We start from the raw sequence: 12,556 nt of genomic DNA on the forward strand, positions 1-12,556 counted from the left end.
GGTGATGACCTGGGCGTTGACGCCGGGGCAACCGTCGCATCGAGTCAAGGCGTAGATGAGGGGCAGGCCCGACGGAGGAGGACGGTTGGCCGACCGAACCGAATACGACCAATTTGTGGTCGACCGATCGCCCCGATTGCTGCGGGTCGCCTACCTGCTGACCTGCGACTGGGCGGCGGCCGAGGACTTGCTGCAGACGGCTCTGGTGAAGGCCTGGTTCGCGTGGCATCGGGTGCACGGCGACGCCGAGGCGTACATCCGCCGGACCATCGTCAACACCTACGTCTCCTGGCGCCGTCGCCGCTGGACCGGCGAGATCCCGCAGGCGCTGCCCGAACGCATCGAAGCAGCCGACCGAGTGACGGAGTACGTCGAACGAGATGCGTTGTGGCGGATGCTCGCCGAACTCCCGCGACGGCAGCGGGCAGTCATCGTGCTGCGGTACTTCGAGGACCTCACCGAGGCCCAAATCGCCGAGACGCTCGGCATCAGCGTGGGCACCGTCAAGAGCCAGGCCAGCAAGGGTTTGGCGAAGCTCCGCACGCATCCCGCGCTAGTCGATAGCCCAGACCAGAAGGAGCTCCTCCCTTGACCGTCGAAGAGGAGCGCCTGCGCCGTCTCCTGACGACGCAGAGCGCTGAAATTCCGACCGGCGTGGACCGTGTGGGCATGCTGCACCGTCGCATTGCCCGGCAGCGACGGGTCCGCGCCGCGGGCGTCGTCGCCGCCGTACTGCTGGTGACCACCGGGACGTCGGTCGGCCTGGTCACACGTCAACCCGCCGACTCGACGCCGTCGCCCATGGCCAGCATCACCTCGGCCGCCCCGGCTCCAACGGCCACGGCCAGCCCGGTGCCTCCACCGGCCGACGAACTGCTGCCCGAGTATCTCCGCGGATATCGCCGGATCCTGGCGCGCGAGATGACGCTGCCACGGCAGTCAAGCATCACCTTCACCTTCACCCCCCAGACGGCAGACTTCCAGCTGGGCATCCGATGCGACGATCGATTGGGCGCGGGCTCGGCTCCGGGCCGATCCGACCACCTGATTCAGGTCACGGTCAGCAAGGCCGTGATCGGCACTGGTGACTGCAGCTCGTCGCCGCAGCCCGGCACAGTGCTGGTCGGCGCCGGGATGAATGGGCATTATGAACAGTGGAGCGATCTTGGCGTTCGGGCGGGAAAACCGGTGACGGTCACCGTCAAGATCGGCAAGCCGCTGGTCGCCGACAACAGGGACGCGCGGCCGGGTGACCCGAGCCGCCTCACCGGCACGATGGCGGTCGGTGTCTACACGCCGGTGCCGTTCGAGCAATTCCCGATACCGCCTCGGCCCGCGGAGTTGGTCGATCTGGACACGGCAGGGGAGTTGGTGACTGGCAATCCGGCTCAGCCATTCCCTGATCAACTCGGTGAGCTCGACGCCCGCGCCCTTGCATCTCCGAACGGATCCCACCACCTCGACTTGGCCATGCCGTTGCAGCTCGACATCTTCATCTGCGCCGTGGCGCCCGGCCGGATCCGCGTACTGGTCGACGGAAAGGAGGTTGAGCGGCGAGCGTTCTACGACTGGAGCGGCGAGTGCTCGACGGGTGGCGCGTTGGCCGTTGAATACGACCTGCCGCCCAGGTTCAAGGTGCCTGCCCGGACCGGGCAACGGGTCACGGTCACGGTCATCGCCGACAGCTTCACCGTACCCGGTTGGCGGGTTGGCCTCGCTCGCGGCGCCGCCAGCTGACCCGAACGGTCCGGCTGCGGTGAGCGATCCGCCGGACCGGCTAGTGACCCGCCAGCCCGGCCCGACGCCGATCAGACGGTCACGTCGAGCAGCCAACCCAGCGAACGACAGCGGACAATCGCGGACTCCAGCACTAGTACTCCAGCCGGGGATCGTGATCACGGCTCGATGAGGGCTTGCCGGGCGTAGTGGCTGGTCATGGCTTTGGCTTGGTGGCGACGTCGGCGGATTGACCAGAGCAGCGGGTCGCAGCGCCGGCGGGTGGGCTCGATGATCAGGATGTGGAACAGGTGGCGTAGCTCGTTGACGGTCAGCGGGATCAGCCCGACCGGCTGGTAGTGGTTGCGGTGCTCGGCGGTCGCGGCGGCGAGGAACGCGTGGGCGAGGATCGCCAGGGTGTTCCAGCGGTGCCAGGAGGTCCAGCGGCGGTGTTGGTGCTGGTCGAGGCCGAGGCCGGTCTTCGCGGCCTGGAACGATTCCTCGATCTTCCAGCGGCGGCCGGCGATCGCGACGAGAGTGCCGAGCGCGACGACCTCGGGTGACCAGCAGCGGTAGAAGGCCAGCTCACCGGTGCGACGGCTGCGGCGGATCAGCAGCCAGTGGTGCCCGCTCTGGTCATCGATGGCGTGGGGCAGGGCGATGAAGGCCCAGTCGTAGTAGCGGTGGCCTTTTGCGCCCCGGCCGGCGGAAATTCGCTGCCAGGCGGTGTCGGGAAGCTCGGCGGCGAGGGCGTCGACGCGGTAGACGCCGAGGCCGGTGATCACCTGATGTGAGCAGGCCACGGCCAGGACATAGCCCAGTCGTAGTTGACGCAGCCGGGCGGCCAGCCGCGGGTCGTTGCCGTAGGCCTCGTCGCCGGCCGCCCACCGGCACGGCAGCCCAGCGGTGACCGCGGCGGCGATCATGCGGGCCGCCAGCTGTGGTTTCGTCGCGAAGCGCACCTGCTCAGGGACACCGGCCTCGGCACGTCGTTCGGGGTCGTCGCACCACGACTTCGGCAGGTAGAGGGCCGTGTCGAGCATCGCGTGAGCAGCCTCGGTGGCATAGACCAGGTGCACGGCGAGCTGGCAGTTCTCGATCTTCCCGGCGGTGCCCGAATACTGCCGCTGCACCCCGACGGTGTGCCGACCCTTCTTCAGATCACCCGTCTCATCGATGACCAGCACGGCCTCACCATCACCGAGATGCTCACCGACGAACTCGCGGACATCGGCACGAACCTCGGCGTCGTCCCACGTCACCCGGGTCAGCAGGTCCTGCATCCCGTCCGGGCCGGCGTCCCCGGCGTGTTCGGCGATGCTCCAGCAGTTCTTCCGCGGTAGCGGCGCCAACAGCCCCCGAACGAAGTCACACACCCGCCGACGCGGCTCGGGCCTGCGGAAACGCTGCCCGACCGTCAACATCAGGTCGTCGAACAACACCCGCCACCGCTGGGCGTCTACCCTGTATCCGGCAGCCACCGCTGCATCATGGTCAGTCCACACAACCGCCCATGATCGACGGTGGCTGCCCTCGTACCCCCACCGCACCGAACCGCAGCTCAGCCGAGGTCAACATCCCCGGCTGGAGTACTAGGCCGAGGAGAGGACCAAGCGGCGGACCAGCACCGGGGGACCGACTCGTAATGCGTAGGTCGACGGTTCGATTCCGTCAGGCGGCTCGGTACAGAAGCCCAGGTCATCGGCCTGGGCTTCGCCGTTTCTCGAGGCGTCGGTGAGGTCGATGAGCGAGAGCTCGACTTCCCCTGGATCCGCGCTTTCGGCCAGAGCCTGCATTCCAACCACTGCGACCGATTTTCGTGGCATGGATCGAGGCCGTGAACTCCGGGGATGTTGAGGCATTGCGCCAGGCGCACGAGGCCATCTATCCGGCCGTGACGCCGCTGATCGATAGCAAACCGGCCAGTACGTGGTACGTCGGGTGGTCGCCACGGGGTACGACAGGCAGGTCCCGGGCCTACCCGCACAGGTCGGGCCGGTGACGGTGCGAGGACATGCCGCCAGCCGGCATCCCGGCGGGCGGGGCCTGCCGAGCCACCCTCAGTCCAGCTTCGGTTGTTCGTACAGTTCGCGGGCGGACAGGATCACCGCGCTGCCGTCTGCGAGGTGGACGGTCAGTGTGGTGGTGTTGCTGCTCGACTCATCGAGGCCTTCGGGGTACCAGGCGCCGAAGTAACCGTCGCGAACGGTTGCCCGCGCCGTCCGTGACGAATCGCCATCCTCGGTCCGCAAGTTGATCTCCACGCTCGTCACCTGTGAGCCGACGTGTCCCGCCATGATCCGGACGTAGCCTTCGTCGGTGCGTAGCTGACCCCACGAGTACAGCTCGACACCCCCGGCGCCGAGCCGCTCGGTGCTGGTCAGCACGGTCAGGATGCTGGTATTCGTCACGTCCCCGTTGCGATCGCGGAAGCATGTCTGGCTTCCAGCCGGCGACACGGCGTTCACGTATGCGTACTCGCCGCGTTTTTCACCGATGACCACCCTTGCGACGCTCGCGTCCTGGGCAGGCAGGCATTTGCCGGCGATGTCGCGGGCCTCGGTATCCGAGATCGGACTCGGCTCGGGCGTCCACGACGCAAACGCGGGACCAGCGTTGAGAAATGTCAGGGTGAAGGCGACAGCGGCGGCGAGCGCTCCGGCTGCGCCCGCGATCGCCAGGCGAGGCCGACGGTGCGGTGTGCGCGCTGGTGCCGGGCGCGGTCGCCGATCAGTGGCGACGATCCGCTCGAGCAATTCTCGCGCGGGTTCCTGCGCGACGCGTGCGGGCACCGGGACGGCGGCAGAGCGGATTGTCCGGGCGAGGACGTCGTCGTGGGTCATGCGGAGCCTCCGCGTCGTGAAGGGCCGGCCGGTGCAGGGACGTTTGTGGGTTCGCTGATCGGCCGCTGACCAAGATGCTGACGCAGGCGGCGACGGGCGCGCAGCAGGCGCAAACTGAACGCGGGCCGGGAAATGCCCAGTACGTGTGCTGCCTGCGGCCCGGTGAGGTCTTCGATCGCGGTCAGCGTCAGCACTTCCTGATCGGCCGATGACAGGCGCTGCCAAGCCTTCACCAGGTCGACGCGGGTAGCCGCGAGGTCGGCCTCGGCGCTGCTCGGAGCATCGGGTTCCTGGAGGACGCGAAGCGCGAGGCTCTGCTGCCGCTGGTCGCTGCGCTGCCGATTGTGCAGAACATTGCGGGCGACGGTGAACAGCCAGGCGCGGGCCTCGCCGAGTGACTTCGGTACTTCGTCCAAGCGGCGCCACGCTATCAAGAACGTCTCGGCGACCACGTCTTCGGCAACGGCGAGGTGTGCACGGCGTTCGACGAAGAGCAGCAAATCGTCATACGCGGCCTCGAACAGCTCGCGGAAGGCGGAATCGGCCTCCGCGGTCGTCGGATCCACACCCTTCCTCGTGTTCGGCGCGTGGCGTCTGGTGCTCATAGTCGTCGCCGGTCCAATACGAAGCCGCGGATCAAGGGTGCGAGTGGGCGCTCGACGAAGCGATGGACAAGCCAGGCTGCCGCCAGCAGCCCAAGCACGGTGCCGCCGATCAGTATCGACGCGGGAAGGTTGGTTTCCTCGTACACGTTGCGGATCACGCTGTATCCAATGCGCGGGTGCAAGAGGTAGAAGGGGTAGCTGATGGCACCCGCAATGGCCAGCCAGCGCATTCTCACCCGGTCGGTGTAGCCGAGCGCGATGACGAGCATCAGAAGGTACACCCCGGTGAGCAGTACCGGTGCCGGCCAGACGGGCACCTCGAAGCCGGGCTTCAACTCCAGGGTCCGCCCGTACACGCGCTGCAGGCTGACCAGCCACGTGGCGAGTAGCAGCACCCACAGCCATGGATCGGATCGGTTGCGGCGAAGCAGGAACAGGGTGATTCCGGCGATGAAGTACGGCGCGAAGTCGGACATCACGACCTCGTCCAGGGCGGCACCCCGGAAGACGGGCATGACCACGGCGACTGCCAGCCACACGGCAGCGAATATTTTTACTCCCCGCTCGGTCGGCTTGGCCGCAAGAATGCACGCCGCGATCAGATAGAACCGGAGCTCGATCCAGAGGGTCCAGTACACGGTGTCGACAAGCGGCGTGTTGAGGGGCTCCGCCAACATGGTCAGGTTGACCAGCACGCCCCACCCGTCCGGCAGAGGTGGGAAAGGCAGCCCGCCGCTGATCGGCAGCACTGCCGATACGGCTGTCGTGGTCAGCACGCACACCCAGAACGCCGGATAGAGTCGCGCGACGCGGGAGGCAGCGAACTCGCGAACGGTGCGCCCCCAGCCGCTCATGAGGATCACAAATCCGCTGATCAGAAAGAACGTCTCGACACCGAGGAAGCCATAGATCAGCACCGGTGCCGCGTCCGGCAGGAAGTATGCCGGCGGGCGCACGCCGTCCAACCTCCATGAGTCGCCGAAGTGGTATCCGGCCACCGCAAGAGCACAGATCAGCCGCAACCCGTCCAGCACGTACAACCGGGGCGCCCGCCCGGGAGGGCTGCTGACGGGCGGCGTCGTCGGCGCGCGGTCGAGCACCGCGGTCGTCATACTCTGCTCCTGTCCTGGACACACGACTGCATCCAGGACAGACATGTGCAGCACCGCGTCAAGTGCTACAGGTGATCACCGTCACGGGTGGTTCGACCAGATCTGGCGCCTCTGGCCTCAGCCGATGCGCAGCAGCAACACCTGGTCGTCGCGGAGTTCGGAGATGCTGTCGCGCAACAGCCTCAGCCCATCCAAACCGGCCGTGCCGCTCTCCTCGAAGTCCAGCCCCATTTCCTCGAAGTGGGCGGCCAACTCCGCCTCGCCGTGCCCGGCGGGGTCGAGCTGATCCAGGAACCGCTTGTGTGCGGGAGTGATGAGCACGGTCAGGTCGTGCACCTTGTTGATGGCCGCCGACTCGGCATCGAACTCCGACTGCTCCAGGTCTACGTCGCGCTCCTCCAGATAGCTCAAGACGTGCAGCATGCAGTACCCGGACCAGTCGTACTCCTCCCGCGGCTCGCGTCCGTGTTCGGCGAGGTAGGAGCCGAGTGACGACGACGATGTGCGGGCGAGGTGGGCCAACTCGGGGATGCTTCTCCTGGGAACCAGGGTCAGTGACGCGACAGCAGACAACGCACCCTCCGTCGTACGGACTCTGCCGGGCAGGCTACGGGGAGGGAGCGACAACGTGTCAGCGGATCGTTGCGGCGGCCGATGGCTCCCTAGCCATCCGTGCAGCCAAGGAAAGCCGCAGGCGCTGACGGCACCCGACCCATGTCGTAACCGCCTGTTACGGTGCGCCGCAGTTGGCCGGTCAGAGCAACCCCACGCAGACCCACGAGCCCGAGGTGAGCGGCCCGCATCCAATCCGCATCTCGCGTTGCGACCGCCTTGCCCAGCCGGTTGGCGACGGCGTCCAGGTCGTCACCGAACAGAGCCACGTACACCTCCAAGTGATGGTGCGGGGGAGCCGGACAAGACGGCGGCAGCGGCCCAGGCCAGCAGCAAGCCCATGGTCAGGCCGGGCGGCAGGTACCAGAACGTGAGGAAGCCGGCTGGTGGCGTCAACGGCAGTGCCGCGACGAGCGCCCATGCGACGCGGCGCGGCAGCACGCCGCGACGCAGCCCCTGCAGCCCGCACCAGACGGTGCCCACCAGCGCCGTCAACAGGGCCACGAGGTCGAACAACCACCCGTACCCGGGGGTGCTGTATTCCAGGCCGATAGCGATGCCTGCGGTGAGGAGCCCGTACCTCGTGAGGCGGCGGGGCATCGCGGTGGCGTGGCCGGTGACCGTCCGGACGAGCGGCAGCGCCAGCAGCACGGACACGAAGAAGGGCCCGCGCCAGATCCACGCCGGCTCCCCACCGTCGAACAACGGCAGGTTCTCGGCCATCCATCGCGACGGAGCGGGTAGGGAGCTGACGGCTCGGCCGCCGCCGACCTCCCACTGCGTGGCCATCGCGGCGCCGAGCACTGCCGCGATCACCGGCGCGAGAACCGCCAGGACGCGCCGCCAGCGGGCGACCGGCAACTTGCCCTCGACGCCGGTCGGGCCGGCACGATCGGGTACGCGCTGCGGATGCTTCTGTCGCATCGCACGATCGTCATTGCGTCGCTGGGAATTCTCATCAGGGGAACAGCCGGGATCACCATCGGCGTATCGGCGGTCCACGTGGGTTGTCTCGGTCCGCGGCGGTCAGCGCACCAGCAGGTCGATGACGCCCGTCAGGTCCTCCTCGCCGCTGCCCTCGGCCAGGCGGCGGCGCATCAGCTCGAAGTAGGGGCTGAGCAGTTCCGGGCTGACGCCCTGCTCTGCCGCGGTGCGCAGGAACGTCGGTGTGCCGGCCACCTGCATGGCGAGATTGGAAACGACGCCCTTCGTGTAGTCGCCGCTGCGCAGCTGGTCGGCGGTCTGGTGAACGGTCGGGGCCATCGCGACGAGCCAGTCGGCGAGCAGCGGGGCCAGCGACGCGGGGTCGATGTCCTCCCGGCGGATCAGGGCGAAGGCGTGCGCTGCCCCGGCGAACATGCCGTACATGGCGCTGAGCAGGGCGATGTCGTGCAGGGCGGCGAAGCCCGCGTCCCGGCCGACGTAGGTGGTGCCGGCGGGGACGGCGAGCGTCTCCCGGTGCCGTTCGAACAGCTCGCGGGAGCCGCTGTAGAAGACGTAGCCGCCGGCGTCCGGCACGCCGATCATCGGAGGGACGGCCATGATTCCGCCGTCCAGGTAGCGGGCGCCGCGCTCGCGGGCCCAGTCGGCTCGGGCGCGGGCCTGGGCGGGCGTACCCGTGGTCAGGTTGACCAGGTCCCTGCCGGCCAGGTCGGCGCCGGCCAGCACCTCCTCGACCGAGGCGTCGTCCAGCAGGCAGACGACGACAAGGGTGTTCGCGGCGACGGCCTCGGCGGCGCTGTTCGCGACCGTCGCTCCCTCGGCGGAGATCGCCGCGGCGCGGGCCGGGGTGCGGTTCCAGACGGTGATCGGGTGGCGGGCGGCGAGCCAGGCGCGGGCCAGCGCGGCGCCCATCGCGCCGAGGCCCAGCAGCGTCACGGGCGTCTTCTCCACAGTGTCGTGTGCCATGCCGAAAAGGCTGGTCGCAGGCCCGCAGGTGAACAAGTACGCACTTCGGAGTAGGTGGTTACTCTGAGGTGAGCGAGCAGGTCGGAAGGGTGGGGCATGACGACGTTGAACCGGCCGGGCGCACCGGACGGCCATGTCTGCGGGATCGACGCCGCGATGGAGGTGATCGGGGGCAAGTGGAAGGTGCTGATCCTCTGGGCACTCCACGAGCACCCGTACCGCCGCTTCGGCGAGTTGCGCCGGCTGCTGCCGGGGATCACCGAGAAGGTGCTGGCCGCCCACCTGCGCGAGATGGAGGCGGACGGCGTCGTGCGCCGCGTCTCCTACGACGAGGTACCGCCCCGCGTCGAGTACTCGCTGACCGAGGACGGCGTACGCCTCAACGATGCGCTCGAACCGCTGGCCGCGTGGGGACGCGAGCGGCCGTCGAGGACCGCAACCGGCACGGCCGCCTCGTAGCGGCGGGCCCAGGCGTCACCGCTGCTTCGCGCGCTGGCGGGCGGCCTCGTACAGCGCCACCGTCCCGGCCGCCGCCGCGTTCAGCGAACTGGCCGCCCCGACGATCGGGATGCGTACCATCCGGTCGGCCGCCTCCTGCCAGCCCTTGCTGAGTCCGTGCGTCTCGTTGCCGACGAGCAGGAGAGTGGGCCCGGTCAGGTCGTGCTCCGCTACGTCCACGTCGCCGTGTTCGTCCGTACCGATGATCTGGATCTGTGGTCCCGCCTTCCGCACCGCGGCGACCCAGTCGAGGACTGCGTGGTGGCTGGGGACGCGCACGGCCGGTACGGCGAACAGCGACCCGGTGCTGGCCCGTACCGCCTTCGGGTCGTACGGGTCGGCGGCGTGACCGGTGACCACCACGCCGGACGCGCCGAAGGCGTCGGCGGACCGGATCAGCGTGCCGATGTTGCCCGGGGTCTTGGGGCGGTCGAAGACCACCACGAGCATGTCGGGCCCGACCGGGATGCGGGCCAGGTCGTCATCGGGCTGCGCCACCACGGCCAGCAGTTCGGGGGACTCCTCCTCCTTGCCGCTGAGTTCCCGCATCAGCTCGGGCGCGAGGGCCACCCGCCGGGCGTCGGTGCGGTCGAGCAGTTCCCGGCACCAGCGGGACAACTGTTGCCGGTCCGGGTACAGCAGCGCCCGGATCTCCCAGCCCTGTTCCAGGGCGACGGTGATCGGGCGTACCCCCTGGACCAGGAACTCCCCGGCACGCTGGCGCTTGTTGCGGTTGGTCAGCAGCGCCTGCCACTGCTGGAAGCTCGCGTTCCGGGTGGTGATCGTCAAGGTCTTCGCCACGCAGCCGATTCAACCCCATCCGGTGTCGGTCCCGGGGTTGCGGGCCCCGGCGACGATGGCCGGGTGATCATCCGCCGGTCGTTCCTGATCCGCCTCGCGTGCGTACTGCTGGTGGTCGGCGGCGGCGCGTTGCTGTGGCTGCCGTTCCACACCCAGATGGAGCTGGACGACTGGGCGGTGACGCTGCGCGAGCGGGGTACGCCCGCGCGGGCGGTCGTCGTCGACCAGGTGACGGAGAGCGGCGGCAACCGGAGTCCCTCGTCGAGCACCATGTACTTCAGCTACGAGGTGGACGGCCGGACGCACGCGCAGGAGGTGGCCTGCTTCGAGGTGTGCCGGGCCGCCGGAGCGGAGGTGTCGATCTGGGTGAACCCGGCGGACCCGGGTGACTTCGTCACCGACTTCGGTCAGCTCAGCGGCCACCGCGGCCGGGTGCAGGGCGTCCTCGGCGTGGTCGGGCTGGCCGCCCTGGGCGTCGGGGTGGTGCTGGCCCTGTCCGGTATCAGGCGTCGGCGTGTCACCCCGCCGCGCCGCGACCGGCCGCGCCGGGTGGAGCCGGCGACGGGCGGTCGCGGGTACGTGGGCCGGGGCAAGCGCAAGCGCAACGTCCGGCCCTGACCACGGGACTCAGCGGTACAGGGTCTCCAGGTACGCCGGGCCGTAGTGGCGTTCCAGGTCGGCCAGGCTCTCCGCCGGCGCCTCCACCTCCTTGATCAGCCGGGCCCGGGTCGGCAGCACGTCCGGCTGCCAGGTCTCCGGCTGCCACAGCTCGGAGCGCAGGAACGCCTTCGCGCAGTGGTAGAAGATCTGCTCGATCGCGACCTCGACGGCCAGCACCGGCCGGTGGCCCTTGACCTCCATGTCGGCGAACCACGGCGCGTCGGCGATCAGCCGGGCGCGCCCGTTGATCCGCAGCGTGTCGGTGCGGCCGGGAATCAGGAAGATCAACCCGACGTGCGGGTTGGCCAGGATGTTGCGGTAGCCGTCGGCCCGCCGGTTGCCGGGCCGCTCCGGAATCGCGATCGTGGTGTCGTCGAGCACCAGCGCGAAGCCGGGCGGGTCGCCCTTGGGGGAGACGTCGCAGGTGCCGTCCGCGCCAGCGGTGGCGATCAGGCAGAACGGTGACGCGGCGAGCCACTCCCGGTCGCGTTCGTGCAGCGTACGGCGGTCCTTGGCGGCAGCGCGCGGCATCGGCGTGCCGATCAGCTCGCGTAGTTCGGCCTCGCTGGTGATCTCCCGGGTCGTCACGTCTTCCTCCCCCGTCCGTTGATCGTCACGACGGTTCCGGCCCGCGACGGGCCGCGTTCCGCCATGGTCAGCCTAGGAGAGCGCGTCGAGTGTCGGGTTTGCCCCCGAGGCCGGCGGGTAGGGACCGGTTCGCAGCGTGCGGCCGGACGTGACGGATGGAGGCCGAGATGGAGAGCCGGCTCAAGGTGCTCGGCCATCCCGTGCACCCGATGCTCGTGATGTTTCCGGTGGCGCTCTTCGTGACCGCCGTGATCTTCGACGTGGTGGACACCGTGGGCGGGCCCGGCTTCCTGGCCGAAGTCGCGTACTGGAACATCACCGTCGGTCTGATCGGCGGCCTGCTGGCCGCGGCGGCCGGGGCGTTCGACCTGCTCGCCCTGCCGGCCGGCACCCGCGCCAAGCGGGTCGGTGTCACCCACGCCGCCGCCAACGTGGCGGTGATCCTGCTGTTCGCCGCGGTCTGGGTGGTCCGGCTCAACGCCGACTCGCGGGCGGCCGGGGGCGCGCTCGTCGCCATCGAGGTGGTCGCCCTGGCGATCCTCGGCGTCAGCGCGTGGCTCGGCGGTGAACTGGTGGACCGCCTCGGCGTCGGCGTCGACCCGGAGCACGATCTCAACGCGCCCAGCTCGCTGCGACCCCCCTCGGCGACCCAGCGGATCGGAGACGCGCGATGACGGAACAGGGCAGCGGACGGGGCTGGCGTGGCCGCCAGCAGGGCTGGGACCCGATGGGCGAGCTCCAGTCGCTGCGCTCCGAGCTGAGCCGGCTGGTCGGCGGACGCTCCGGCAGCCAGGACGTGGATCTGGCCGAGACGGCGGACGGCTGGGAAGTGGTCGTCCGGCTCCCCGGTGTGGCGCCGGAGGAGGTGGCCGTCGAGCTGGACGACCGGGAGCTGTGCGTACGCGCCCGGTCGGAAGCCGAGGTCAATGCCGACCACGGCATCCCGGGCGGGTTCACCACGCGCGGCTTCGAGTACCGCGTCGACCTGCCGTCCCGGGTGGACCCGGACCGGATCGACGCGGTGATGGACCACGGCCTGCTCCGGGTGCGGCTGCCCCGGGCGGCCCGGCCCGCGCCGCGCACCATCACCGTCGGCCGCACCGGCCCGCGCGCGGGCGTCGACCGTACGCCGATGCCGGCCGACCCGGCCGCGGACCGGGAGCTGCACCACCCGGACACCGCGCTCGACGAGATCGACAGGCCGTAGGGGCCG

At 69.5% G+C, this 12,556-nt stretch carries 15 protein-coding genes; 6 read left to right on the forward strand and 9 right to left on the reverse strand.

Going from position 1 to position 12,556, the window contains the following annotated elements:
* Positions 1–85 precede the first annotated feature (85 nt).
* Positions 86–592, forward strand: coding sequence for a SigE family RNA polymerase sigma factor (locus tag PVK74_RS23380; protein ID WP_274477211.1), 507 nt, complete (start codon positions 86–88; stop codon positions 590–592).
* Positions 589–1,737, forward strand: a complete 1,149-nt coding sequence (locus PVK74_RS23385) for a hypothetical protein (protein WP_274477212.1) — start codon at positions 589–591, stop codon at positions 1,735–1,737. Before PVK74_RS23380 ends, PVK74_RS23385 begins: the two co-directional genes overlap by 4 nt.
* 158 nt (positions 1,738–1,895) lie before the next feature.
* On the opposite strand, the gene PVK74_RS23390 is transcribed toward PVK74_RS23385, so the two are convergent.
* The 7 genes from PVK74_RS23390 to PVK74_RS23420 form a co-directional block, all read right to left on the reverse strand.
* Positions 1,896–3,140, reverse strand: a complete 1,245-nt coding sequence (locus PVK74_RS23390; RefSeq protein WP_274479311.1) for an IS701 family transposase — start codon at positions 3,138–3,140, stop codon at positions 1,896–1,898.
* Positions 3,141–3,776: 636 nt separating this feature from the next.
* A complete protein-coding gene (locus PVK74_RS23395; protein ID WP_274477213.1) occupies positions 3,777–4,559 on the reverse strand; it encodes a hypothetical protein in 783 nt (260 codons plus the stop codon).
* Positions 4,556–5,125, reverse strand: a complete 570-nt coding sequence (locus PVK74_RS23400) for an RNA polymerase sigma factor (protein WP_043327218.1) — start codon at positions 5,123–5,125, stop codon at positions 4,556–4,558. The genes PVK74_RS23395 and PVK74_RS23400 overlap by 4 nt, the downstream gene beginning before the upstream one ends.
* Before the next feature lie 35 nt (positions 5,126–5,160).
* Entirely contained in the window at positions 5,161–6,276 is a 1,116-nt protein-coding gene (locus PVK74_RS23405) for an acyltransferase family protein (protein WP_274477215.1), read from the reverse strand.
* Between the two features lie 117 nt (positions 6,277–6,393).
* Positions 6,394–6,798 carry a hypothetical protein gene (locus PVK74_RS23410; protein WP_274477216.1) on the reverse strand — a complete coding sequence of 135 codons (405 nt, stop codon included), beginning with the start codon at positions 6,796–6,798 and terminating at the stop codon, positions 6,394–6,396.
* A gap of 342 nt (positions 6,799–7,140) precedes the next feature.
* Positions 7,141–7,812 carry a hypothetical protein gene (locus PVK74_RS23415; RefSeq protein ID WP_051611275.1) on the reverse strand — a complete coding sequence of 224 codons (672 nt, stop codon included), beginning with the start codon at positions 7,810–7,812 and terminating at the stop codon, positions 7,141–7,143.
* Between the two features lie 102 nt (positions 7,813–7,914).
* Positions 7,915–8,796 carry an NAD(P)-dependent oxidoreductase gene (locus PVK74_RS23420; protein WP_274477217.1) on the reverse strand — a complete coding sequence of 294 codons (882 nt, stop codon included), beginning with the start codon at positions 8,794–8,796 and terminating at the stop codon, positions 7,915–7,917.
* A 96-nt stretch (positions 8,797–8,892) separates the two neighbouring features.
* Here PVK74_RS23420 and PVK74_RS23425 point away from each other — a divergent pair, with 96 nt between their 5' ends.
* Positions 8,893–9,255 (forward strand): winged helix-turn-helix transcriptional regulator, encoded by a 363-nt coding sequence (locus PVK74_RS23425; RefSeq protein WP_064448862.1) that lies wholly within the window; start codon positions 8,893–8,895, stop codon positions 9,253–9,255.
* Positions 9,256–9,270: 15 nt separating this feature from the next.
* Here PVK74_RS23425 and PVK74_RS23430 read toward each other — a convergent pair whose 3' ends face one another.
* Positions 9,271–10,095: a TrmH family RNA methyltransferase gene (locus PVK74_RS23430; RefSeq protein ID WP_030503777.1), complete on the reverse strand. Its 825-nt coding sequence runs from the start codon at positions 10,093–10,095 to the stop codon at positions 9,271–9,273.
* 63 nt (positions 10,096–10,158) lie between these two features.
* On the opposite strand from PVK74_RS23430, the gene PVK74_RS23435 reads away from it, so the two are divergent.
* Positions 10,159–10,713, forward strand: coding sequence for a DUF3592 domain-containing protein (locus tag PVK74_RS23435; RefSeq protein ID WP_244206298.1), 555 nt, complete (start codon positions 10,159–10,161; stop codon positions 10,711–10,713).
* Between the two features lie 9 nt (positions 10,714–10,722).
* Here PVK74_RS23435 and PVK74_RS23440 read toward each other — a convergent pair whose 3' ends face one another.
* Positions 10,723–11,286, reverse strand: a complete 564-nt coding sequence (locus PVK74_RS23440) for a pyridoxamine 5'-phosphate oxidase family protein (RefSeq protein ID WP_051611552.1) — start codon at positions 11,284–11,286, stop codon at positions 10,723–10,725.
* 224 nt (positions 11,287–11,510) lie between these two features.
* Here PVK74_RS23440 and PVK74_RS23445 point away from each other — a divergent pair, with 224 nt between their 5' ends.
* A complete protein-coding gene (locus PVK74_RS23445; RefSeq protein WP_030503780.1) occupies positions 11,511–12,017 on the forward strand; it encodes a DUF2231 domain-containing protein in 507 nt (168 codons plus the stop codon).
* A complete protein-coding gene (locus tag PVK74_RS23450; protein ID WP_043327210.1) occupies positions 12,014–12,550 on the forward strand; it encodes an Hsp20/alpha crystallin family protein in 537 nt (178 codons plus the stop codon). The genes PVK74_RS23445 and PVK74_RS23450 overlap by 4 nt, the downstream gene beginning before the upstream one ends.
* Positions 12,551–12,556: the final 6 nt, after the last annotated feature.

This window comes from Micromonospora chalcea, from assembly GCF_028768405.1.
Lineage (GTDB): Bacteria > Actinomycetota > Actinomycetes > Mycobacteriales > Micromonosporaceae > Micromonospora > Micromonospora chalcea.

Bases quoted from the DNA above. Each gene is read 5' to 3' on its own strand.
- PVK74_RS23420 (WP_274477217.1), bottom strand. From the start codon at position 8,796: ATGGCACACGACACTGTGGAGAAGACGCCCGTGACGCTGCTGGGCCTC.
- PVK74_RS23390 (WP_274479311.1), bottom strand. From the start codon at position 3,140: ATGTTGACGGTCGGGCAGCGTTTCCGCAGGCCCGAGCCGCGTCGGCGG.
- PVK74_RS23450 (WP_043327210.1), top strand. From the start codon at position 12,014: ATGACGGAACAGGGCAGCGGACGGGGCTGGCGTGGCCGCCAGCAGGGC.
- PVK74_RS23440 (WP_051611552.1), bottom strand. From the start codon at position 11,286: ATGCCGCGCGCTGCCGCCAAGGACCGCCGTACGCTGCACGAACGCGAC.
- PVK74_RS23445 (WP_030503780.1), top strand. From the start codon at position 11,511: ATGGAGAGCCGGCTCAAGGTGCTCGGCCATCCCGTGCACCCGATGCTC.
- PVK74_RS23415 (WP_051611275.1), bottom strand. From the start codon at position 7,812: ATGCGACAGAAGCATCCGCAGCGCGTACCCGATCGTGCCGGCCCGACC.
- PVK74_RS23395 (WP_274477213.1), bottom strand. From the start codon at position 4,559: ATGACCCACGACGACGTCCTCGCCCGGACAATCCGCTCTGCCGCCGTC.
- PVK74_RS23425 (WP_064448862.1), top strand. From the start codon at position 8,893: ATGACGACGTTGAACCGGCCGGGCGCACCGGACGGCCATGTCTGCGGG.
- PVK74_RS23405 (WP_274477215.1), bottom strand. From the start codon at position 6,276: ATGACGACCGCGGTGCTCGACCGCGCGCCGACGACGCCGCCCGTCAGC.